Raw genomic sequence first — 21,837 nt, 5'->3', positions numbered from 1 at the left:
GAGGACGTCCGGGATTCAGCAGCGTCCGACGTGTGAGAATGATCGCGGAGCATCCGCATCGGCAACCATCTGCCCAGGTGGGGTGGGTCCGGGCCGGTAGGTCGCCCGCCACCGCCGTGACCAGCGGATCTGCCTGAGCACAACCCTTGACGCAACCCCCGGAACACGTTTGTGTGCAGGTAGCGGGCCGCTCCGGCGACACCGCGGGCAACCGCGTGACCGGCCCGCGGGCCGGGCGCCACAACGGGGGCTCTACCCTCGAATCATGCAGTCCTGGTCCGATATCGCCCTACCGACCGTCCCCGGAGCAGGGCCGCCGTTGCGGTTGTTCGACACCGCCGACCGCCAGGTCCGCCCGGTCACCCCCGGCGCGACCGCGAAGATGTACGTCTGCGGCATCACTCCCTACGACGCCACCCACCTCGGCCACGCCGCCACCTACCTCACGTTCGACCTGATCAACCGGCTGTGGCGCGACGCGGGCCACGACGTGCACTACGTGCAGAACGTCACCGACGTCGATGATCCGCTGTTCGAGCGCGCCGCCCGCGACGGCGTCGACTGGCGTGACCTCGGCAGCTCGGAGATCGAGCTGTTCCGCGAGGACATGACCGCCCTGCAGGTGCTGCCCCCGAAGCACTACATCGGCGCGATCGAGTCCGTCGAGGAGGTGGTGGAGCTGGTGCAGAAGCTGCTCGCCGCAGGCGCCGCCTACATCGTCGACGACGCCGAGTTCCCGGACATCTACTTCCGTACCGACGCCACCGAGCAGTTCGGCTACGAGTCCGGCTACGACCGGGCCACCATGGAGCAGCTGTTCGCCGAGCGCGGCGGTGACCCCGACCGTCCCGGCAAGCGCGACGTCATCGACGCGCTGCTGTGGCGGGCCGAGCGCCCGGGCGAACCGTCCTGGCAGGCCCCGTTCGGCGCGGGCCGCCCCGGCTGGCACATCGAATGTGCGGCGATCGCGCTCAACCGCATCGGCACCGAGTTCGACGTCCAAGGCGGCGGCTCGGACCTGATCTACCCGCACCACGAATACTCCGCCGCGCACGCCGAGGCGATCACCGGCGCGCGCCGCTTCGCCCGCCACTACGTGCACGCCGGGCTGATCGGCCTCGACGGCGAGAAGATGTCGAAGTCCAAGGGCAACCTGGTGCTGGTGTCGAAGCTGCGCCGCTCCGGCGTCGACCCGGCCGCGATCCGCCTCGGCCTGCTCGCCGGGCACTACCGCGAGGACCGGATGTGGACCGACGACGTCCTCACCGCGGCCCAGGCCCGCCTGGCCCGCTGGCGCGAAGCCGCCGCCCTGGCCACCGGCCCGTCCGCCGCCGACACCGTCGCCCGGCTGCGCCAGCACCTGGCCGACGACCTGGACACCCCGAAGGCGCTCGACGCCGTCGACAACTGGGTCGAGCAGGCACTCACCTACGGTGGGGCCGATCCGGCCGCGCCCGCGCTGGTACGTGACGCCGTGGACGCGCTGCTGGGTATCACGCTCTGACAATCGCGGGTCACCCGGCGACATTGGTCGTCTCGTGACCCGCACCGGGTACTGTCGCCGGCAAGTGAGGCGCGGCGCGCTGTCGCGTCGTGCGCTCGACCGGCGACAGGAGCGGCGATGCCTGACACGCACCACCCCGTCACCGCCTCGGCGACCACGGTCCTGCACGTCGGCGGCCTGCATCGCGCCGGCTCCCGGCAGACCCTGGCCGCCGCGCTGCGACATCGGCCCGGAGTTCTCGCGGTCGAGGCCAACCCGCTCACGCAGACCGCCACCGTCACCTACGACCCGGGTGTGACCTCGGTCACCGATCTGCGCACCTGGATCCGCGACTGCGGCTACCACTGCGCGGGCCGCTCGGTGCCCACCCACCTCTGCGATCCGGCGAGCGAACCCTCCGCCGTGGAGCACACCCCGGCGGCCACCACCCCACCCGACGGCCGTACCGCCGACCACGACACGGCGATGGCAGGCCACCATCACGGCGGCGACGCGGCCATGTCCATGGACGACATGGCCCGCGACATGCGCAACCGCTTCCTGGTCGCGCTGGTCTTCTCCACCCTGGTCATGCTGTGGTCGCCGATGGCCACCCACATGCTGGGTCTGCACCTGGCGGTCCCGTTCGGCCTGCGCGCCGACGTGTGGATGCTGATCCTGAGCCTGCCGGTGATCTGCTACTCGTCGACGATCTTCTTCACGGGCGCGTGGCAGGCGCTGCGGGCGCACACCCTCGACATGATGGTGCTGGTCTCGGTCGGCATCGGCACCGGCTGGCTGTATTCGCTGTACGTGACGCTCACCGGCGGCGGCGAGGTGTTCTACGAGGCCTCCACCATGCTGGCGACATTCGTGTTGCTCGGGCACTGGTTCGAGATGCGAGCGCGCGGCGGCGCCAACGACGCGGTCTCCACGCTGCTGGACCTGTCGCCGCCGAAAGCGGTGGTGCTGCGCGACGGGAGCGAGGTCGAGATCCCCACCGCCGACGTCGCTGTCGGTGACGTGCTGCTGGTGCGCCCCGGTGCCAAGATCGCCGTCGACGGCACCGTGCTCGACGGATCCAGCGAGGTCGACGAATCCATGGTCACCGGCGAGAGCCTGCCGGTGCACAAGGAACCCGGTTCGCCGGTCATCGGCGCGACCATCAACACCACCGGCAGTCTGCGGGTGCGGGCCACCAAAGTCGGCTCCGACACCGCGCTCGCCCAGATCGTCGACCTAGTCCAGCAGGCGCAGAATTCGAAGGCGCCGGGTCAACGGCTCGCCGACCGGGCGGCGTTCTGGCTGACCCTGGTGGCGTTGATCGGCAGTGTGACCACGCTGGCGGTGTGGCTGCTCGCCGGTGCCTCGCTGAGCCGGGCGCTGTTGTTCGCGATCACCGTGGTCGTCGTGACCTGCCCCGACGCACTGGGCCTGGCGACACCGACGGCGATCCTGGTCGGCACCGGGCTCGGCGCGAAACGCGGTGTGCTGTTCAAGAACGCGACGGCGCTCGAGGACGCGGCCCGCATCGACGTGGTGGTGATGGACAAGACGGGCACCCTCACCAAGGGAACACCGGAGGTCACCGACGTGGTGCCCGCACCCGGCGTCGACACCGATCGGATGCTCGCGGTGGCCGCGGCGGTGGAACGCGAGTCCGAGCATCCGCTGGCCGAGGCGATCGTCGAGTACGCGAAAGACCAGGGCGCCCTGGCACTGTCGGCGACCGAGTTCCGGAATGTGCCGGGGCGCGGGGCGATCGCCACCGTCGACGGTCACCGCGTCGTCGTCGGCAATCGCGGGCTGCTCGACCGGGAACACATCGCCCTGGGCGAGCTGGCGACCCGGCGCGAGGACCTGGCGGCCTCGGGCCACACCGCCGTCCTGGTCGCCGTCGACGGCGCCGCGGTCGCGGTCATCGCCCTCGCCGACGCCCCGCGGCCCACCTCCGTCGCCGCGGTCGCCGCCCTGCACGAGCTCGGCGTGGACGTGGTCATGCTGACCGGCGACAACCAGGCGACCGCCCAGCGCATCGCCACCGACCTCGGCATCGACACCGTGATCGCCGACGTCCTGCCCGGCGACAAGGCCGACCGGATCGCCGAGCTGCAGCGGGCGGGCAAGAAGGTCGCGATGGTCGGCGACGGCGTCAACGACGCGCCCGCCCTCGCGCGGGCCGATCTGGGCATCGCCATCGGCGCGGGCACCGACGTGGCCATTCAGACCGCCGACGTCGTGCTCATGCGCTCGGACCCGTTCACCGTGTCGACCGCGCTGCGCATCGGTCGCGGCACCGTTGGCAAGGAACACCAGAACCTGGCCTGGGCGATCGGCTACAACGGCATCGCGCTGCCCATCGCCGCCGGGGTGTTCGCCCCGTGGGGCCTGACCATGCGCCCCGAGATCGCGGCCATGGCCATGTCGGGATCGAGCTTGATCGTCGCCCTCAACGCGCTGCACCTCAAACGCCTGCCGCTGCCCGACTCGCCGGACCGGCGACGCACCGCCGGGTAACCGGCCGACCGGCCGCGAACCGCGCGCCGAACATCTACATTCGAACGATGGAATCGATCGAGATCGATACTCCCACCGGCCGAATCGACGCGCTGATCGCGCGCCCGCAGGGCGAAGGCCCGTGGCCAGGCGTGGTCGTCCTCCACGACGCCCTCGGCATCAACGCCGACCTGCGCCACCAGCTCGACATCGTCGCCGACGCGGGCTACCTGGCGATCGCGCCGAATCTGTTCGCGCGCGGCCGGGTCCGCTGCATCCAGCAGGCGTTCCGCGCGGTCGCGTTCACCGGGAAGGGGCCCGCGGTGGGGGAGATCCTCGCCGCCCGCGACCGGCTCGCCGAAGACCCCGACTGCACCGGCCGGATCGCCGTGCTCGGCTTCTGCCTGGGCGGTGGTTTCGCACTGCTCACCGCGCCCCAGGGGTTCCACGCCTCGGCACCGTTCTACGGCAGCCTCTACGGCGACTACCGGACCCTGCTCGACGGCGCGTGCCCGGTGGTTGCCAGCTACGGACGACTCGATCCGGCGCTGCCGGGTGCCGCGCACAAGCTCGAGACGGCGCTGACGGCGGGCGGAGTCGACCACGACATCAAGACCTATCCGAACGCCACCCACAGCTTCGCCAATGTCCTGCCGGGAAACGCGGTGCTCGAACGCATCGGCATCGGCTACGACGCGGCCGCCACCGACGACGCCTGGCAGCGCATCTTCGCCTTCTTCGACCGGCACCTGCGCACCGGCGCGTGAGCCGCGCACCACGGTTGCCGGGAGTGTGCGGCGTTTATACTGTGGCCAAGCGCAGCTGACCTGCCGTCGATCGGAGAGCGTCACATGGGGTACCAGCGCATCGTGGTGGGGACCAACGGCTCGGAGTCCGGACAGACGGCGGTCGTCGTCGCGGGGGAACTGGCGGTCAAGCTCGGTGTCGGGGTCACCGTCGTGAGCGTCTGGAAGGAAGCCACGCTGAAGGCGGGGACCGATGCCGCCTGGGCCGCGGAGATCACCGCGGCGGCGGCCGCCTTTCTCGTCGAGGCGGGGGTGACCGAGGTGCGCCGCAGGGAACTGCCCGGCACGGCGGGCGCGGTCCTGCTCGAGGTCGCCGCCGCCGAACCCGGCACGCTGCTGGTCGTCGGCGGTGGTGGGCTGGGCAGTTCGAAGGCGCGCCTGCTCGGGTCGACCGCCAATCACGTGTCCCACCACAGCGAATCCGATGTGGTGTTCACCCACAAGATCCCGAAGCGGTGGACCACGGTCGGGCTCACCACCGACGGGTCGGCGAGCTCGATCACCGCGGTGCGCCGTGGCTACGAGGTCGCCGTCGCGCTCGGCGCGCGCCCGTTCCTGGTGACCGCCGCCAAGACCGACGACGACGGCGCCGTCACCCTGATCGAGGTGGAGGGCCAGGTCCACGTCGAGGATCCGGAGCTGTTCGGTCGCGACGTCCTCACCGGAGTCCCCGCGGCCGAGGCGATCTGCAACGCGGCCTGGAAGTACGACCTCGTCGTGATCGGCAATCGCGGAATGAGCGGTCCCGCACGGCTGTTGGGCTCGGTCGCCAACAAGGTCACCCACGACATCGACACCAACCTGCTGCTGGTCAACACCACCCACGCCTGATTTCGAGTTTGCTCCGGTTTAGCGGGTAACCGCGAAAGCTGCCCGAAACCACCTGGTCGGTCACTTATGATGACCCGAACGCGCGAGGTTCGGAACACGACGGAGTGGACGCCGGATGAATGCTGGGATCGAAGCGGCGGGCTTCTTCGGCCTGCTCGACTGGGAGAAGACGACCGGCCTGAGCAAGTTCTGGGTCGATATGATCAGCATTCCGATCTTCAGCGCGATGGCGGGTCTGATCACCAACTGGACGGGCGTGATCATGCTGTTCGCGCCGGTGCGGTTCACCGGGTTCTATGTGCCGGGGCTGAAGACGATCTTCCCACTGCTGCCGCGCAAGGTGCAGATCCTGCCGACCTTCGCCCCCGGCGGCATCCTCGGCTTCCAGGGTTTCATCCCGGCTCGCGCCGAGAAGATGGCGAGCCTGATGGTCGATAACGCCGTCGCCAAGATCGGTACGGCCAAGGACTTCTTCGATCAGATGGATCCGCGCAAGATCTCCGCGCAGGTCGCCCAGGTGGCGCTGCCGAACGTGCGGTCGATGGTCGACTCGATCATGGACACCGAGCATCCGCAGCTGTGGGCCGACATGCCGCCGCGCGCACGCGAAGTCGTGTACTCGCGGGTGGAGGCGGAACTGCCGGCGATCACCGACCGTGCCTTCGACTTCATCGGTGCCAACATCGATCAGCTGCTCGATGTGAAGCTGATGGTCGTGGGCTATCTGCGGCGGCGCCCGGAACTGCTCAAGGACGTCATCTACGGGCTGGGCGCACCGGAGCTGCGGTTCATGACCCGCAGCGGGGTGATCGGGTTCCCGTTCGGCGTCGTCGTCGCGCTGTGGTTGTCGCTGCTGCACTACAGCACCCCACATGGTGACACCCCGGCGCTGATCTCGCTGCCCGGCTGGCTCTACGACATCCTCCATTTCCTGCCCGCGTGGGCGTGGGTGCTCCTCGGCGGCGCCGTGGTGGGCGTGCTGGTCAACATCATCGCCATCAAGGTGGTCTTCGAGCCGGCCACCCCGCAACCGCGCTACAAATATCCGTGGCGTGTCGCGAAATTCGCCAAACGCCAGCATCAGGCCGCGGCCGACCTGGGGCACGCGATCGGGTATCAGATCGTCACCCTCGACGTCGTCGCCGAACAGCTCCTCGACGGGCCCAGCGGTGACAAGACCCGCGCGGTCATCGCGCACTTCCTCAAAGCCGAGATCGACCGGGTGCTCGGGCCGCTGCGCTCGGTGACCCGGCTGGCGGTGGGGCCGCGGCAGTTCGACGCCATCCAGGCCACCGCGGGCGCGAGCCTGGCGACGGAGATGAAGCCGTGGCTGGTCGACGACGTCGAGTTCTCGCAGACCACCGCCGCCAGCGTGGATCGCCTCGCCACCGAGAAACTGCGCGAACTGCCGCCGGAGGAGTTCGTCGAAATGCTCTACACCGCCATCGAACAGGATGCGTGGCTGCTCTACGCGCACGGCGGCGCGCTCGGTGTGATCGTCGGGGCCCTGCACCTACTGGTCTTCGGAGTGTGAGATGGACGAGCGCGAGAACCTCCCCGAACCGACGCCCGAGCCCGGGATCCCCACCGACCTGGTCGGGTTGGCGCGCATCGCGGGACTGTCGTTGCGCCACATCGTCGGCGCGGTCACCAGGGGAGCGCTGCACACCGCCACCGATCTCGCCGACGACATCCGTGCCGGTGAGCCGATGTCGCAGATCATCGACGAACGGATCGACTCGCTGCGCAAGATCGCGCTGAGCGCGCTCGGTCTCACCAGCACCGCCGCCGGCGTGTACGGGCACGTCGAATCCGGTGTCGGCGCCGAGGATCTCAAGGCCATGGGCGACGCGATGATCACCGAGGGCTGGGATTCGGCGCAGCAGCCCCGCGACCTGCATCCCTCGTTCGTGCCGATCCTGCACGACCTGACGCCCGACGAAGCCCGCATCCTGCGGTTCCTGGCCGTCGCCGGTCCGCAACCGGCGATCGACATCCGCACCAAGGCGCCGTTCGGGATCGGCTCGCAGCGCCTGGCCGACGGCATCAACATGATCGCCTCCATGGCCGGGTGCGCGCTGCCCGAACGCGATCACCACTATCTGGGCAATCTCAGCAGGCTGGGGTTGGTGCGGTTCTCCACCGAGCCGGTCGCCGACTTCCGCCGGTACGCGTTCCTGGAAGCCCAGCCCAGCGCGCAGGCCGCCTACAAGTCGGTGAAGATGCGGGCGATCAGCTCCTACCGCAGCATCTACCTGACGGTGTTCGGCAAGCAGTTCTGCGACGCGTGTTTCGTGCTCGGCGACTACACCGGGGGCGGCTGGGCCAGCGACGATCGCGGTGACGTCTATCTGGGCAAGGGCCCCCGGCTGCCGTGAACCGCGTCAGTCCTTGCCGCGCAACGCGTCCAGCACGCCGGCGAACATCACCGATTTGATCGCGGTCAGCGTCGGCTGGTCCTTGCCGCCGAACGGGGCGACGGTCGCCAGGGCGGTGTCGAGGACCTCGTGCTCACCGACGGCCGCGTCGACCAGGTCGTAGGCCAGCGCGTCGGTGCCGCCGAAGCGGCGCCCGGTGGTCATGGCGGCGATCGCGGTCCTGGGCGGGACCTTGGCCTGGATCAGCGCGGCCATGCCGTTGGTGAACGGGATGCGGATGTCGGCCTCGGGGAAGCAGAAGAAGCCGCGATCGGCGCGCATGACGCGGTAGTCGTGGGCGACGGCGAGCATGGCACCCGCCCCGAAGGCATGGCCGCCAATGGCGGCGGCGGTCGGCATCGGCAGGGTGAGCATCCGGCCGAACAGGGTGTGCACGGCTTCGACGTATTCGGCGGCGCGATCGCCGTTGGCCGACAACCAGTCCAGGTCAAGCCCGTTGGAGTAGATCTTGCCGGTCGCGGTGGTCACCAGCGCCGCGGCGCCCTCGGTGACGACAGTGTCGAGATGGGCGTGGACCTCGGTGATGAAGTCGGGGGAGAAGCGGTTCTCCCCGTCGCCGAGGTCGAGGATCGCGATCGCGTCGTGGTGGCGCAGTGTGGGCATGGAGGGGGTTCCTTTCAGCGGGGGCCGAGTTCGAGCACGGCACGGACAGCGGCGCGCAGGTGTCTGCGGGCCACGGGATCGGTGAGCCGGTCACGCCGCAGCAGCAGCGCGGTCGGCAGGTCGACCAGGCAGGTGGTGACGGTGGCGACGCCGCGCCGGTCGGCGCGGCCCCACAGTGCTCGCGCGACCCGTGACAGCGCGGTCAGCAGCGCTTTCTCGGTGTCGGCGATCTCGCGGGCCAGCTCGGCGGGCAGGTCGCCGTCGAGGAGTTCGGCCCGGTCGACGAGCAGCAGCAGCCGGGCCGAGTCGGGGTGGACGTCGGCCAGGCGGGCCGGTGTCTCGGCGGCGTCGACGACCGCGTCGATCCGCGCGCCCGGGTCGGTGGCCGCGACGGCGCGGTCGATGTCGGTGGCCTGCAGTGCCAGGAAGCGGCGAGCGGCGCGTAACCAGGTGCGCGCCAGCACTTCCTGGCGAGAACCGAAGGTGTGGTACAGCGCGCCGTTGGACACACCGGTCGCGGCAGCGACGGCGCGCACGGTCACCGCGGCGGAACCGGCGCGCGCGGCGAGGTTCTCGGCGGCGTCCAGCACGGTCTCCGGGTCGTGAGTTCGCGGTCTCGGCATGAACAATAGTTTACAGAGCGTCTGCTCTGTTATTCCATTCGGGTGCACTTGTCACCTGGTAGTGCACGGATTTTGTTCCAGCGCTTGATATTTCGATCTCATTTTCGACGATTCCGCCACAGCATAGACTTCGTTACGCTCGCGCGAGCCCTCGTTACGATCGGGTACTGTTCGCATTCTTCGGTCCTGTCCGCACGAACAGATCGGCATCGCGATGTCCCGAGTCGTCACCAAGGAGCAGTACTTCGACACCGCCGTGGCGGTGCTCGCCGAGTTCGGCTTCAAAGGTCTCAACATCGGTGTGCTGTGCCGTCGCCTCGGTGTCACCAGCGGCTCGTTCTACCACCACTTCGGATCGTGGCAGGGCTTCGTCGACACCCTGCTCGAGCACTGGGAGAACCGGCAGATGATCGAGCTACGCGCGCTCGATGTCGGCCACGGCGATCCCGACGCCGATGTGCGCGCCATGTCGGCGCTGGCCGGCGGCCTCGAACACGGCGCCGAGGCGGCGCTGCGCGCCTGGGCGGCCAACGACGAGTCGGTCCACGTGACGGTCAAGCGCGTCGACGAATCCCGCCGCCGCACCGTGCATCGCGTGATCGACAGTGTCGTCGGCGACCCGGCCACCGCCACGGTGGTCACCGAATTCGGCATGGCGATGCTGATCGGCTACCAGCAACTCGCCGCCACCGGCGAACCCACCGAACTCGACCAGCTGCTCGCCGAGTACGCGCGGCTGATCTACTCGCACCGGCCTCAGCCGAGCAACTCGTCGACGTAGCACCAGCGCCACACCTCGCCGGGCTCGACGCTGCGCATCACCGGATGCGCCGAGGACTGGAAATGCGCGCTCGCGTGGTTGCCCAGCGACGACTCGCAGCAGGCGATATTGCCGCAGTCGGTGCACATCCGCAGATGCACCCAGCGCAGACCTTCGGCGACGCACTCCCGGCACACCAGGTCACCGACCGGCTCCCGCAGCAGCGGCGCGTGTTCGAGATGGGTACAGCCGTCGGCGGGCGCGGCCCCGGACAGCGGTTCGGTGCCCGGCTCCTCGTCGGCCTCGTCGAAGCGGTCGATCATCGATTCCTCGAGATCCAGGCGCGCGAGAACATGCTGCAGCACTTCGTAATCCACCGAACCGGCGTCGCGGACGGCCAGCACCGCGTCGCGTTCGGCGGCCAGCATCGCCAGCCGTAGCCGCCGGTACTCCGCCGTGGGCGTCACCAGTTCGGCCTCGGGCCTGCCCAGACGTTCCCACGCCGCGTTGGTGCGCCAGATCAGCCGCTGCCGCAGCGATTCGATCACCGGTTCCGGGGTGTTCGGGCCGATCCGCTTGTCCAGCTCGGCCAGCCCCGCACTCGACGCCTGTTGCAGCAGATCGGCTTTGGCGAGCGCGTCCTCGGCGCGGCTGGGCCCCCGCAGCCGCAGCAGGCGCACCAGCCACGGCAGGGATGTGCCCTGCACCAGCAGAGTGCCGCCCACGACCACCAGCGCCAGCAGTTCCAGCACCGGCAGCTGCGGGGTCGATTCGGGCAGCAGCAGCACCGCGGCCAGGGTCACCACCCCGCGCATGCCCGCCCAGGACACCACCGCGGCGTGGCTCAGCGGCTCGGTCGCGCGCCCGAACAACCGCGCCACCAGCACCGGCGTGAACACCCAGAGCGGACGAGCCAGCATCACCGCGGCCAGCACCGCCACCGCCGCGATCAGCAGCGTGCGACGGTCGAGACCGCTGTGCCAGGCAGCCTCGACGATCCAGCGCACCTGCAGGCCGATGATCAGGAAGACCGCGCTCTCCAGGATGAACTGGATGGTCCGCCAATTCGTCGACTCGGCGACGCGCGAGGCCGCGCCCTGCCAGCGTTGCGCGCCGTGGCCGAGGATCATCCCGCACGTCACCACCGCGATCACGCCCGAGGCGTGGAAGTGTTCGGCGGGCAGATACGCCACGAACGGCGCGAGCAGCGACACCGAGGTGTCGAGTACGGGGTCCGTGATCCGCTTGCGCAGCAGCACCAGTGCCGCCGCGACGATCCCGCCGACCACACCGCCACCGACGGCGGCGAGCAGGAAGTCGCCGCCGATCTGCCACACCGTCACTGCGCCCGCCATCGCGGCGATCGCGCCGCGCAGCGACACCAGCGCCGTCGCGTCGTTGAACAGCGATTCGTCCTCGAGGACGGTCACGATGCTGCGCGGCATGCCGGTGCGGCGGGCGATCGCCGTGGCGGCCACGGCGTCCGGGGGCGCGACCACCGCGCCGAGCGCGACCGCGGCCGCGAACGGGATCGGCAGCAGCCACCAGGCCACCAGCGCCACCGCGAACGTACTGAACAGCACCAACCCGACCGACAGCGATGCGATGGTGCGCAAATTGTCCTTGAAGTCGACCAGCGAGGTCCGCAGCGCCGCGGTGTAGAGCAGCGGCGGCAGCAGCCCCAGCAGCACCACCTCGGGCTCGAGATGCACCTGCGGCACCATCGGCAGATAGGACGCGGCGACGCCGGCGACCGTCAGCACGAGGGGTTCGGACACCCCGAACCGCCGCGCCAGCGCCGCGAGCGCGGTCGCCGAGCCGACGAGTACTACCAGACCGATCGCCACATGCACGACCAGCATTCTTCCATCGCGGCCACACCGGCGACGGCCGCGGCGCCACGGCCGGACTCAGCCGACCTGCTCGGCACCCCCGAGATGGGCGACCTCGCCCCACACCCGCAGGCTCAGCCGAGTGCCCTCCCGGCGCCACTGCGACACCGACGCGTTCGGGACCGGCTCGAGGGTGTCCGGCACCGGGGTACCCATGCCCTCGAGGATGTAGCGCATCGACATCACCACCGCGTCGTGGGTGACCACCAGCACCTGCTCGCCCGCCGCGACCACGTCCAGCTCGTCGAGAAAACTGCGCACCCGCAGGGCGACATCGGCCAGCGACTCACCACCGGGCGGCCGGTAGACCCAGTTGCCGACCCGGGCGCGCCGGGCCGCTTCCTCGGGGGAGCGGCGCCGGATCGCCTTGTACGGATGCAGTTCGAACACCCCCATCTCGCGATCGCGCAGCCGCTCGTCGACCAGGGTGCGGATGGGGCGCAGATGCCGATTGCGGGTGACGGCGGCCTCGGCCATCACCGCCCAGGTGAGCCGGGTCCGCAGATAGGGGGAGCAGACCACCAGGTCGGGCCGCTGCACACCGGCCAGACCGGCCAGCCACTCGCCCAGGCACTGTGCCTGCCAGTGCCCCAGCTCGGTCAGCTCGACTTCGGCGTCGGTGCCGCGCATCGGACGCAATTCGGTCGCCGGGTCGGCGTACCAGGCGTTGGCCACGCTCTGGGCGTGCCGCACGGCCCACAGTCCTGCCAGCGCGCGCGGCATCGTCAATCCTTCGGGCACCTGCACCCACCCCCTCCGCTGTTCGAACCCCATCGATGTCCTTCGTGCTCGTCCTGTCGTGCCCGGACGCGCCAGGGAATAGCGGCTTCGTCGCCGACGTTGCACCCCGAGAATTTGAACGCCTGTCCAGATATTTTCGGCGGATCGCCGCCGGATTTCGTGTGCCGGAGGAGGCCCGCTTGACCACCAGAGTAGAGATCTGGACCGACATCAACTGCCCGTTCTGCTACCTCGGGAAGGCGCGCTTCGAGCAGGCGCTGGCCGAGTTCGACCATCGCGACGACGTCGAGGTCGTGCACCGGTCCTTCGAACTCGATCCCGCCCTGCCCGCCGACGAGACCGGACCGGTGATCCCGCGCATCGCCGCCAAGTACGGCATCAGCGTCGACCAGGCCGCCGCCAACGAGCGCAACATCGGCGCCCAGGCCGCCCAGCTCGGCCTGCCCTACCAGACCTCCGGTCGCGACTACGGCAACAGCTTCGACATGCACCGGCTGCTGCACTTCGCCCTCGACCAGGGCAAGCAGGACGCGCTGCTCGACGCCCTGTACGCCGCCAACTTCGCCGAAGCCGAGCCGGTCTTCGCCGACACCGAGCGCCTCGTCACCCTTGCGGTCCGCGCCGGCCTCGCCGAGACGGCCGTGCGCGAGGTCCTGGCCGACCCGCGGGCCTACGCCGACGCCGTCCGCCAAGACGAACGCGAAGCCGCCCAGCTCGGCGCCACCGGCGTGCCGTTCTTCGTCTTCGACAACAAGTACGCCGTCTCCGGCGCCCAGCCCACCGAGGTCTTCACCCAGGCCCTGACCACCGCTTGGAACGACCGTCCGGCACCGCTGGTGCCGGCCACCGACGCCGACGGCGACACCTGCGGCCCGGACGGCTGCGCGATCTGACGGACTACAGGTCGATGACGACCTTGATATCGGTGTGATCACCCGGATCGAACGCCTCGAGCGCGCGCTCCAACGGCAGCCGCCGGGTGATCAACCGGGCCAGCCACGCCGGATCGGCCTTCGCCAGCGACTCCGCGGCCAGCTGGTAGTGGTGCCGGTTGGCGTTGACCGAACCGAACACGACGGCGTTGTCGAGCACGATATTGCGGTTGAGCGCACCCACGTCGACCGGGGAATCCTTGCCCGCCGCCGTCACCCCGGTCAGGCAGACGATCGAGCCCGGAGTGTTGAGCTGCATCAACTGCAAAGTGACCGCCGCCGCGCCCGTCGCCTCGATCACCACGTCCGGATTGATCTTCTCGGCGACCTCCCCGGCGGGCCCGGTATGGAACGTGCCCCCGAGATCGGCCACCAGCCCGGGCTTCGGCCCTTCGGTCGATCGGTCGAGCACATGCACATCCAGCCCCCGCTGCGCGCCGAGCATCGCCGCCAACAGGCCGATCGGCCCCGCGCCGGTGACCATCACCGTCTTCGGTTCGAACCAGGCCCGGTTGTTGATCCGCTCGATCTGATCCCACGCCTTGGCCACCACCGTCGTCGGCTCCATCAGCACCCCGACCTCGGCCAGCGACGGATCCAGCTTCACCGTGTAGTCGGCGTCGACGACCCACGCGGTGGAGCCGTACCCGTCGATCTGCTTGATCCCGCGTTCCACGTACTGGCCGTTGCGGCACATGTCGAATTCCCCACGCGCACACGCCCCGCACGGTTGCGGGTCCGGCCTGCGCACGATCCCGACGACGAGATCGCCCGGCGCGAAATCACTTCCGGCCGGCGCGGTCCGTACCTTGCCCAGCGACTCGTGTCCGAGGATCAACCGTTCCCGACCCGGCGGCGCCCATCCGTACACTCCCGACGCGATTTCGCGATCGGTGCCGCAGATGCCCAGCGAAACCCCGTCCACCAGCAACTCGTTCGGCCCGGCCACCGGATCCGGCACATCCTGCACGCTCAGCGAACCGGGCTGATCTGGAACAACGGTCAAAGCACGCATGTCGCTTTCCCTTCCGCCGCACCGGGCGATGCTGTCGACAAACTTGCACGAGCAACTCGTTCGCGAACCCGCGGAGAATACGCACTACCTGCGCCAACGGTACGGGAAGCGGTTCATCTCCCGCAGTAGCGCGATGATCGCGAATCGCTTGCAATCTCCCCGGACCTGCTGCGACGATCGACGAGAGCAGCCCCGTCGACGTGGGAGGTCACCGTGCGAGCCGTGCAGTACCGAACCCCGGGCGCAGCCCCCGAAGTCGTCACCGTGCCCGACCCCGAAACCGGGCCAGGCCAGATCCTGCTGAAAGTCGCCGCCGCCGGGGTGTGCCACTCCGACATCGCCGTCATGAGCCTGCCCGCCGACCACCTCGGCTTCCCGCTGCCACTGACCCTCGGCCACGAAGGCGCGGGCACCGTCGCCGCGGTCGGCGCCGGCGTGGAAGGTGTCGAGATCGGCGCCATGATGGCGGTGTACGGGCCGTGGGGATGCGGACGGTGCCGCATGTGCACCCGCGGCGCCGAGAACTACTGCCTGCGCGCCGCGGAACTCGGCATCTTCCCGCCCGGCCTCGGGGCCCCCGGCGCGATGGCCGAGTACCTGATCATCGACGACGCCCGCCACCTCGTGCCGATGGGCGAGCTCGATCCCGTCCAGAACGTCTCGCTCACCGACGCCGGACTCACCCCCTACCACGCGATCACGTTGTCGCTGCCCAAGCTCGTGCCCGGCAGCACCACCGTCGTCATCGGCGCCGGCGGCCTCGGCCACGTCGCCATCCAGCTACTGCGGGCCATGACCGCCACCCGCGTCATCGCCCTCGATGTCTCCGAGGACCGGCTCGACCTCGCCCGCCGGGTCGGCGCCCACGACACCGTCCTGTCCGACGCCTCGGCCGCCGAGAAGATCCGCGCCCTCACCGACGGCGAAGGCGCCCAGGTCGTCCTCGACTTCGTCGGGGCGCCGGCCACGACCGCCACCGCCGCCGCCGCGGCGGGCATCGCCGCCGACATCACCGTCGTCGGGCTCGGGGGCGGTACGGTCGCCGTCGGCTTCGGCTCCCCGCCCTACGAGACGACCGTGCGCTCACCGTATTGGGGCACCCGCACCGAACTCATCGAAGTCCTCGAGATCGCCCGCCGTGGCGAGGTGTCGGTCCACGTGGAGACCTTCACCCTCGACGAAGCCCCGCTGGCCTATGAGCGCCTGCACGCGGGACAGATCACCGGACGCGCGGTCATCGTTCCCGACGCCTGAGACGACGACACCGGGTCGGCTACGGTGGAGACCGCTCGCACCGATCGACCGTTTGGCTGCTGGGAGGCGTCTTGCGCATCATCGTCCGGATCCTGCTCGTGCTCGCCGCCCTGGTCTGCGCCGCCGCGCCCGCCCTGGCCACCCCGGCCATCGACGACACCACCGGCCGCAAGATCGACGAACTGCTCGCCGTGCGCGCCGAAGCGGGCGCGATCAGCCGAGCCGAGCTGCTCGCCCGGCTCTCCGGCCACCTGCTCGGCACCCCCTACGGCCCGAACATGCTCATCGGATCGGCCACCGAGCCCGAACAACTCGTCATCGACCTGCGCCGCGTCGACTGCTTCACCTACCTCGACTATCTCGACGCCGCGTCCCGCTCGGCCGATCGCGACCAGTTCGTCGCCAACCTCGTCGCCACCCGCTACGTCGACAGCCGCGTCGAGTTCACCCAGCGCAAGCACTTCTTCACCGACTGGGCGAGCACCGGGCGCATCGCCGCCACCGATATCACCGCCGGTCTGAGTCCCGCCGCGGTCACCGTCACCAAGCACCTCAATGCCACCGCCGACGGCGGCACCTACCTGCCGGGCCTGCCCGTCGTCGACCGCGCGATCACCCACATTCCCGCGGCCGCCGTCGACGGGGCAGTGATGGCCGCACTGCGCACCGGTGACTTCGTCGGCGCCTACACCCCCGACGCCGGCCTCGACGTCACCCACGTCGGCATCATCGTCCAGACCGCCGACGGCCCGATGTTCCGCAACGCCTCCTCGCTGGCCGCCTACCAGGTCGTCGACACCCCGCTGGCCGACTACGTCCGGACCACGCCGGGCATCGTCGTCCTGCGTCCGCTCTGAACACCCCACCGTCACCGAGGAATCCGCCGTGACCACGCTGCCCGACCGCCCCGGCACCGCCCTGCTCGTCGTCGACGTCCAGAACGGCGTCGTCGAAGCGGCGATCCGCCGCGACGAGGTGGTCGCCAACATCGCCGCACTCGTCGACCGGGCTCGCACCGCCTCGGTGCCGGTGATCTGGATCCAGCACTCCGCCGAAGATCTGGTCACCGGGACCGAGGCCTGGCAGTACGTCCCCGAACTGACCCGCCGCGACGACGAACCCCTCGTCCCCAAGCGCTACGGCGACTCCTTCGAGGACACGCCCCTCGAAGAGCTGCTCGCCGCGGCCGGTGCCGGGCACCTCGTCGTCACCGGCGCCGAGTCCGACGCGTGCGTCCGCTCCACCATCCACGGCGCGTTCGTGCGCGGCTACGACGTCACCCTCGTCGCCGACGCCCACACCACCTTCGACAAGACCCCCTGGGGCGCACCGCAACCCGCCGAGGTCATCGCCCACACCAACCTCTACTGGCAGTACCAGCGGGCGCCCGGGCGCACCGCCGCCGTCCGCCCGACCGCGGAGCTTGACTTCAGGTCGACCTGAACCGGCACGGTGGTCCCATGACCACCTTCGACCACGCCCGCAGCCTCGGCTACGACCGCCGCGCCACCCGCCTGCTCGGCAGCCTCTACCGGCGCATCGCCACCGACATCGACGCCGCCACCACGCCCGGCGCCACCGTCGCCGACATCGGCACCGGCCCGGGAAAGCTGCTGTCCTGCTTGGCGACCCGACGCCCCGACCTGCGCCTGCACGGCATCGACCTGTCCCCACACATGATCGAGATCGCCCGCCGGCACCTGTCCGCTCACACCGTCGAGCTGGCCGTCGCCGACGTCACCGATCTCCCGTATCCCGACACGAGCATCGACCTCGCCGTATCCAGCCTGAGCATGCACGAATGGCCCGATCTCGACCCCGCCGCCGCCGAGCTGCACCGCATCCTGCGCCCCGGCGCCACCCTCGCCGTCTACGACTTCCGATTCGCCCGTACCGCGGCCGTCCAGGACTCGCTGCGCGCACGATTCGGCACCGTCGAGTCCACCGCGATCCGCCTGCCCTGGCATCCCGTCGCCGTCGTCACCCGCTACCTCGCCACCGCCTAGGCTCGACGGATGACGGGCGAGCACACCACGATCGGCACGGCCGCGGCCCGGTTCGGACTCGCCACCCACGTCCTCCGGCACTGGGAGGACCGCGGGTTGCTCACCCCGGGCCGCGACTCGGCGGGCCGACGCCGCTACCGCGACACCGACCTCGACACCATCGCCATGATCGTCCTGGGCAAGAAGGCCGGACTGTCCCTGGACGACCTGGCCCTCCTGTTCACCCAGGCACCCGACCGGGTTACCCGCAGGCAGGTACTGCACGCCCACCGGGCCCGCCTCGCCGACCAGCTGGCTCGCACCCGCGCCGCCCTCGACGCCGTCACCCACGTCCTCGACTGCGACGCCGAGGACTTCCGCACCTGCCCGCACTTCCGCGACCAGGTCGCCGCCGTCCGATCGCCGAGGGCGGCGCACCCGGCCCTGCTGGGCAACCCTGCCCCGACATGAGACGATCGCGCATGTGACCAGCACGCCGGAGCGGCCCCAGCACCTGCGGGACCTGGCCCTGCTGCGCCGGGTCCGCGACCGCATCGACCGCGAATACGCGCAACCGCTCGATGTCGAGGCGCTCGCGCGCGGCGTGCACATGTCCGCCGGGCACCTCAGCCGCCAGTTCCGCCTCGCCTACGGCGAATCGCCCTACTCGTACCTGATGACCCGCCGCATCGAACGCGCCATGGCCTTGCTGCGCCGCGGCGACCTGAGCGTCACCGAGGTCTGCTTCGCCGTCGGATCGTCGTCACTGGGCACCTTCAGCACCCGCTTCACCGAACTCGTCGGCGTCCCGCCGAGCGTCTACCGGCAGGAGGCGCTGGCGACCCAGGGCATGCCGTCGTGCGTGGTCAAGAAGGTGACCAGACCGATCAGGAATCGAGAAGCGCCGGTCTCCCGCGACAATTAGCGTGGTCGCCATGAACATCACCATTCACCAGAGCTACCTGCCCCAGGACGACCCCGACGCCGCCCTCGCCTTCTACCGCGACGCGCTCGGCTTCGAAGTCCGCAACGACGTCGGCTACAACGGCATGCGCTGGATCACCGTCGGCCCGGCGGACCAGCCCAGCACCTCCATCGTGCTGCACCCGCCCGCCGCCGACCCCGGCATCACCGACGAGGAACGCCGCGTCATCACCGAGATGATGGCCAAAGGCACCTACGCCGGCATCAACCTCGCCACCGACGACCTCGACGGCCTGTTCGAGAAGCTCCAAGCGGGCGACGTCGAAGTCGTACAGGAGCCCACCGATCAGCCCTATGGCATCCGCGACTGCGCCTTCCGCGATCCCGCGGGCAACATGGTCCGCATCCAGCAGACCAAGTAAGCACCCCCGCCGGTAGATTCGAGAAACCGGCGACGCCGACCGACCTGAGGGAGATCCATGAGCACGGCCAAGAAGTCCAGCACCGCGACCGTGGAGCCGGCCGACGCCCACGACCTGATCCGGGTGCACGGCGCCCGCGTGAACAACCTGCGCGACATCAGCGTCGAGATCCCCAAGCGCAGGCTCACGGTCTTCACCGGCGTCTCCGGCTCCGGCAAGAGCTCGCTCGTCTTCGGCACCATCGCCGCCGAATCCCAGCGCCTCATCAACGAGACCTACAGCGCCTTCGTGCAGGGCTTCATGCCCAGCCAGTCGCGCCCCGATGTCGACGTCCTCGAGGGCCTCACCACCGCCATCCTGGTCGACCAGTCCCGCCTCGGCGCCGACCCGCGCTCCACCGTCGGCACCGTCACCGACGCCAACGCCATGCTGCGCATCCTGTTCAGCCGCCTCGGCGACCCGCACATCGGCTCCTCGCAGGCCTTCTCCTTCAATGTCGCCTCGATCAGCGGCTCCGGCGCGGTCGCCGTGGAGAAGCACGGCGTCACCGTCAAGGAACGCCGCAGCTTCACCATCACCGGCGGCATGTGTCCCACCTGCGAGGGCAAGGGCACCGTCAACGACATCGACCTGACCCAGCTCTACGACGAGAACAAATCCCTCGACGAGGGCGCCCTCACCATCCCCGGCTACAGCATGGACGGCTGGATGGGCCGGATCTTCAAGGGCAGCGGCTTCTTCGACCCCGCCAAGCCGATCAAGAAGTACACCAAGAAGCAGCTCGCCGACCTGCTCTACAAGGAACCGACCAAGATCAAGGTCGACGGCATCAACCTCACCTACGAGGGCCTGATCCCCAAGATCCGCAAGTCCATGCTGTCCAAGGACGTCGAAGCACTGCAACCGCACGTGCGCGCCTTCGTCGAACGCGCCGTCACCTTCGGCACCTGCCCCGACTGCGACGGCACCCGCCTGTCCGCCGAAGCCCGCTCGTCCAAGATCGACGGCGTCAGCATCGCCGACGCCTGCGCGATGCAGATCACCGATCTCGCCGAATGGGTCAAGAGCATCGAAGACCCCTCGGTCGCCCCGCTGCTGGAATCGCTGCGCCAGACCCTCGACTCGTTCGTCGAGATCGGCCTCGGCTACCTGTCGCTGTCGCGGCCCTCGGGCACCCTCTCCGGCGGTGAAGCCCAGCGCGTCAAGATGATCCGGCACCTCGGCTCCTCGCTCACCGACGTCACCTACGTCTTCGACGAGCCCACCGCCGGCCTGCACCCGCACGACATCCAGCGCATGAACGACCTGCTGCTGCGCCTGCGCGACAAGGGCAACACCGTCCTGGTCGTCGAGCACAAGCCCGAGACCATCGCCATCGCCGACCACATCGTCGACCTCGGTCCCGCCGCGGGCTCCAAGGGCGGCACCATCTGCTTCGAAGGCAGCGTCGACGGCCTGCGCGCCAGCAAGACCGTCACCGGCCGCCATTTCGACGACCGGGCCGCCGTCAAGGACACAGTCCGCACCGCCACCGGCGCGTTGCAGATCCGCGGCGCGACGGCCAACAACCTGCGCGAGGTCGATGTCGACATCCCGCTCGGCGTACTGGTCGCGATCACCGGGGTCGCGGGTTCGGGCAAGAGCTCGCTCGTGCACGGCTCCATCCCGATCGACGAGGGTGTCATCTCCATCGACCAGGCACCCATCAAGGGCTCCCGGCGCAGCAACCCCGCCACCTACACCGGCCTGCTCGACCACATCCGCAAGGCCTTCGCCAAGGCCACCGGCGCCAAGCCTGCCCTGTTCAGCGCCAACTCCGAAGGCGCGTGCCCGAACTGCAACGGCGCCGGCGTCGTCTACACCGACCTGGCCATGATGGCCGGGGTGTCCACCGTGTGTGAGGTGTGCGAGGGCAAGCGGTTCATGGCCGAGGTGCTCGAGTACACCTTCGCGGGCAAGAACATCAGCGAGGTGCTGTCGATGCCCGTCGACGAGGCTCGCGAGTTCTTCGGCGAGGGGGAGGCCAAGACCCCCGCCGCCCACAAGATCCTCACCCACCTCACCGAGGTCGGCCTCGGCTACCTCACCATCGGCCAGCCGCTCACCACGCTGTCCGGCGGTGAACGACAGCGCCTGAAGCTCGCCACCCACATGTCCGACAAGGGCGGCGTCTACATCCTCGACGAGCCGACCACCGGCCTGCACCTGGCCGATGTCGAGCAGCTGCTCGGCCTGCTGGACCGGCTCGTCGACGCGGGCAAGTCGGTCATCGTCGTCGAGCACCACCAGGCCGTGATGGCCCACTCCGACTGGATCATCGACCTGGGCCCCGGCGCCGGTCACGACGGTGGCCGGATCGTCTTCGAAGGCACGCCCGCCGATCTCGTCGCCGCCCGATCCACCCTCACCGGCGAGCACCTCGCCGACTACGTCGGCGCCTGATTCGCCTGAATCCTCCCTCAGGGCAACGGTCCTGGGGGAGGACCACCCCGTCGGCACCCCGTCCGATGTGACGTATCTCGCCGCCGCGCGTTCTGGTCCGCACCGTACCCACCGGCCTAGCCTGAGAGTCCGTTGCACGCGCGAAATCACCTGCACCAGAGGGATATTCGGTACCAATCGGACATTCCGG

The 21,837-nt window shown here is 69.8% G+C and carries 21 protein-coding genes; 16 read left to right on the top strand and 5 right to left on the bottom strand.

Annotation, left to right across the window (positions count from 1 at the left end):
• Positions 1-265: 265 nt before the first annotated feature.
• The 6 genes from mshC to Q7X29_RS18285 all read left to right on the top strand — a co-directional run bounded on the left by mshC (position 266) and on the right by Q7X29_RS18285 (position 7,994).
• Positions 266-1,504 (top strand): cysteine--1-D-myo-inosityl 2-amino-2-deoxy-alpha-D-glucopyranoside ligase, encoded by a 1,239-nt coding sequence (gene mshC / locus Q7X29_RS18310; protein ID WP_218720210.1) that lies wholly within the window; start codon positions 266-268, stop codon positions 1,502-1,504.
• 117 nt (positions 1,505-1,621) lie between these two features.
• Entirely contained in the window at positions 1,622-4,000 is a 2,379-nt protein-coding gene (locus Q7X29_RS18305) for a heavy metal translocating P-type ATPase (RefSeq protein WP_316574825.1), read from the top strand.
• Positions 4,001-4,047: 47 nt separating this feature from the next.
• Positions 4,048-4,746 carry a dienelactone hydrolase family protein gene (locus Q7X29_RS18300; protein ID WP_218720208.1) on the top strand — a complete coding sequence of 233 codons (699 nt, stop codon included), beginning with the start codon at positions 4,048-4,050 and terminating at the stop codon, positions 4,744-4,746.
• Positions 4,747-4,830: 84 nt separating this feature from the next.
• A complete protein-coding gene (locus Q7X29_RS18295) occupies positions 4,831-5,616 on the top strand; it encodes a universal stress protein (RefSeq protein WP_316574824.1) in 786 nt (261 codons plus the stop codon).
• A 115-nt stretch (positions 5,617-5,731) separates the two neighbouring features.
• On the top strand, positions 5,732-7,150 hold the full coding sequence (locus tag Q7X29_RS18290; protein WP_218720206.1) for a hypothetical protein: 1,419 nt from the start codon (positions 5,732-5,734) through the stop codon (positions 7,148-7,150).
• A gap of 1 nt (position 7,151) precedes the next feature.
• Positions 7,152-7,994 (top strand): Abi-alpha family protein, encoded by an 843-nt coding sequence (locus Q7X29_RS18285; RefSeq protein ID WP_218720205.1) that lies wholly within the window; start codon positions 7,152-7,154, stop codon positions 7,992-7,994.
• 6 nt (positions 7,995-8,000) lie between these two features.
• On the opposite strand, the gene Q7X29_RS18280 is transcribed toward Q7X29_RS18285, so the two are convergent.
• Together Q7X29_RS18280 and Q7X29_RS18275 are read right to left on the bottom strand one after the other, a co-directional pair.
• A complete protein-coding gene (locus Q7X29_RS18280) occupies positions 8,001-8,657 on the bottom strand; it encodes an enoyl-CoA hydratase-related protein (RefSeq protein ID WP_218720204.1) in 657 nt (218 codons plus the stop codon).
• 14 nt (positions 8,658-8,671) lie between these two features.
• A complete protein-coding gene (locus Q7X29_RS18275; protein WP_316574823.1) occupies positions 8,672-9,280 on the bottom strand; it encodes a TetR family transcriptional regulator in 609 nt (202 codons plus the stop codon).
• A gap of 214 nt (positions 9,281-9,494) precedes the next feature.
• Here Q7X29_RS18275 and Q7X29_RS18270 point away from each other — a divergent pair, with 214 nt between their 5' ends.
• Positions 9,495-10,061, top strand: coding sequence for a TetR/AcrR family transcriptional regulator (locus tag Q7X29_RS18270; RefSeq protein ID WP_218720202.1), 567 nt, complete (start codon positions 9,495-9,497; stop codon positions 10,059-10,061).
• On the opposite strand, the gene Q7X29_RS18265 is transcribed toward Q7X29_RS18270, so the two are convergent.
• Positions 10,037-11,902, bottom strand: coding sequence for a Na+/H+ antiporter (locus tag Q7X29_RS18265; RefSeq protein ID WP_316574822.1), 1,866 nt, complete (start codon positions 11,900-11,902; stop codon positions 10,037-10,039). The genes Q7X29_RS18270 and Q7X29_RS18265 overlap by 25 nt on opposite strands.
• Positions 11,903-11,950: 48 nt before the next feature.
• On the bottom strand, positions 11,951-12,655 hold the full coding sequence (locus Q7X29_RS18260) for a histidine phosphatase family protein (protein ID WP_316574821.1): 705 nt from the start codon (positions 12,653-12,655) through the stop codon (positions 11,951-11,953).
• Between the two features lie 197 nt (positions 12,656-12,852).
• On the opposite strand from Q7X29_RS18260, the gene Q7X29_RS18255 reads away from it, so the two are divergent.
• The gene (locus Q7X29_RS18255; RefSeq protein WP_218720199.1) at positions 12,853-13,566 is read left to right on the top strand and encodes a DsbA family oxidoreductase; all 714 of its coding nucleotides are present in this window, start codon (positions 12,853-12,855) and stop codon (positions 13,564-13,566) included.
• A gap of 4 nt (positions 13,567-13,570) precedes the next feature.
• Here the strand turns inward: Q7X29_RS18255 and Q7X29_RS18250 are convergent, their stop codons facing one another.
• On the bottom strand, positions 13,571-14,620 hold the full coding sequence (locus Q7X29_RS18250; protein ID WP_316574820.1) for a glucose 1-dehydrogenase: 1,050 nt from the start codon (positions 14,618-14,620) through the stop codon (positions 13,571-13,573).
• A 213-nt stretch (positions 14,621-14,833) separates the two neighbouring features.
• Here Q7X29_RS18250 and Q7X29_RS18245 point away from each other — a divergent pair, with 213 nt between their 5' ends.
• The 8 genes from Q7X29_RS18245 to Q7X29_RS18210 all read left to right on the top strand — a co-directional run bounded on the left by Q7X29_RS18245 (position 14,834) and on the right by Q7X29_RS18210 (position 21,647).
• Entirely contained in the window at positions 14,834-15,874 is a 1,041-nt protein-coding gene (locus tag Q7X29_RS18245) for an NAD(P)-dependent alcohol dehydrogenase (RefSeq protein ID WP_316574819.1), read from the top strand.
• Positions 15,875-15,945: 71 nt separating this feature from the next.
• A complete protein-coding gene (locus Q7X29_RS18240; RefSeq protein WP_218720196.1) occupies positions 15,946-16,731 on the top strand; it encodes an N-acetylmuramoyl-L-alanine amidase-like domain-containing protein in 786 nt (261 codons plus the stop codon).
• A 28-nt stretch (positions 16,732-16,759) separates the two neighbouring features.
• On the top strand, positions 16,760-17,317 hold the full coding sequence (locus Q7X29_RS18235) for a cysteine hydrolase family protein (RefSeq protein ID WP_316574818.1): 558 nt from the start codon (positions 16,760-16,762) through the stop codon (positions 17,315-17,317).
• Positions 17,318-17,334: 17 nt separating this feature from the next.
• Positions 17,335-17,880, top strand: coding sequence for a class I SAM-dependent methyltransferase (locus Q7X29_RS18230; protein WP_316574817.1), 546 nt, complete (start codon positions 17,335-17,337; stop codon positions 17,878-17,880).
• A 9-nt stretch (positions 17,881-17,889) separates the two neighbouring features.
• Positions 17,890-18,330 (top strand): MerR family transcriptional regulator, encoded by a 441-nt coding sequence (locus tag Q7X29_RS18225; protein WP_218720193.1) that lies wholly within the window; start codon positions 17,890-17,892, stop codon positions 18,328-18,330.
• A 13-nt stretch (positions 18,331-18,343) separates the two neighbouring features.
• Positions 18,344-18,784 carry a helix-turn-helix transcriptional regulator gene (locus Q7X29_RS18220; RefSeq protein WP_218720192.1) on the top strand — a complete coding sequence of 147 codons (441 nt, stop codon included), beginning with the start codon at positions 18,344-18,346 and terminating at the stop codon, positions 18,782-18,784.
• 10 nt (positions 18,785-18,794) lie between these two features.
• Positions 18,795-19,205, top strand: coding sequence for a VOC family protein (locus tag Q7X29_RS18215; RefSeq protein WP_218720191.1), 411 nt, complete (start codon positions 18,795-18,797; stop codon positions 19,203-19,205).
• A 57-nt stretch (positions 19,206-19,262) separates the two neighbouring features.
• Positions 19,263-21,647 (top strand): excinuclease ABC subunit UvrA, encoded by a 2,385-nt coding sequence (locus Q7X29_RS18210; protein WP_316574816.1) that lies wholly within the window; start codon positions 19,263-19,265, stop codon positions 21,645-21,647.
• Positions 21,648-21,837: the final 190 nt, after the last annotated feature.

The sequence above is a fragment of the Nocardia canadensis genome, assembly GCF_032656385.1.
GTDB lineage: Bacteria > Actinomycetota > Actinomycetes > Mycobacteriales > Mycobacteriaceae > Nocardia > Nocardia canadensis.
This window is presented reverse-complemented; position numbering and strand designations above follow the sequence as displayed.

Bases quoted from the DNA above. Each gene is read 5' to 3' on its own strand.
- Q7X29_RS18210 (WP_316574816.1), top strand. From the start codon at position 19,263: ATGAGCACGGCCAAGAAGTCCAGCACCGCGACCGTGGAGCCGGCCGAC.
- Q7X29_RS18265 (WP_316574822.1), bottom strand. From the start codon at position 11,902: ATGCTGGTCGTGCATGTGGCGATCGGTCTGGTAGTACTCGTCGGCTCG.
- Q7X29_RS18280 (WP_218720204.1), bottom strand. From the start codon at position 8,657: ATGCCCACACTGCGCCACCACGACGCGATCGCGATCCTCGACCTCGGC.
- Q7X29_RS18250 (WP_316574820.1), bottom strand. From the start codon at position 14,620: ATGCGTGCTTTGACCGTTGTTCCAGATCAGCCCGGTTCGCTGAGCGTG.
- Q7X29_RS18230 (WP_316574817.1), top strand. From the start codon at position 17,335: ATGACCACCTTCGACCACGCCCGCAGCCTCGGCTACGACCGCCGCGCC.
- Q7X29_RS18225 (WP_218720193.1), top strand. From the start codon at position 17,890: ATGACGGGCGAGCACACCACGATCGGCACGGCCGCGGCCCGGTTCGGA.
- Q7X29_RS18290 (WP_218720206.1), top strand. From the start codon at position 5,732: ATGAATGCTGGGATCGAAGCGGCGGGCTTCTTCGGCCTGCTCGACTGG.
- Q7X29_RS18275 (WP_316574823.1), bottom strand. From the start codon at position 9,280: ATGCCGAGACCGCGAACTCACGACCCGGAGACCGTGCTGGACGCCGCC.
- Q7X29_RS18285 (WP_218720205.1), top strand. From the start codon at position 7,152: ATGGACGAGCGCGAGAACCTCCCCGAACCGACGCCCGAGCCCGGGATC.
- Q7X29_RS18215 (WP_218720191.1), top strand. From the start codon at position 18,795: ATGAACATCACCATTCACCAGAGCTACCTGCCCCAGGACGACCCCGAC.
- Q7X29_RS18270 (WP_218720202.1), top strand. From the start codon at position 9,495: ATGTCCCGAGTCGTCACCAAGGAGCAGTACTTCGACACCGCCGTGGCG.
- Q7X29_RS18295 (WP_316574824.1), top strand. From the start codon at position 4,831: ATGGGGTACCAGCGCATCGTGGTGGGGACCAACGGCTCGGAGTCCGGA.
- Q7X29_RS18260 (WP_316574821.1), bottom strand. From the start codon at position 12,655: ATGCCGCGCGCGCTGGCAGGACTGTGGGCCGTGCGGCACGCCCAGAGC.
- mshC (WP_218720210.1), top strand. From the start codon at position 266: ATGCAGTCCTGGTCCGATATCGCCCTACCGACCGTCCCCGGAGCAGGG.
- Q7X29_RS18300 (WP_218720208.1), top strand. From the start codon at position 4,048: ATGGAATCGATCGAGATCGATACTCCCACCGGCCGAATCGACGCGCTG.
- Q7X29_RS18305 (WP_316574825.1), top strand. From the start codon at position 1,622: ATGCCTGACACGCACCACCCCGTCACCGCCTCGGCGACCACGGTCCTG.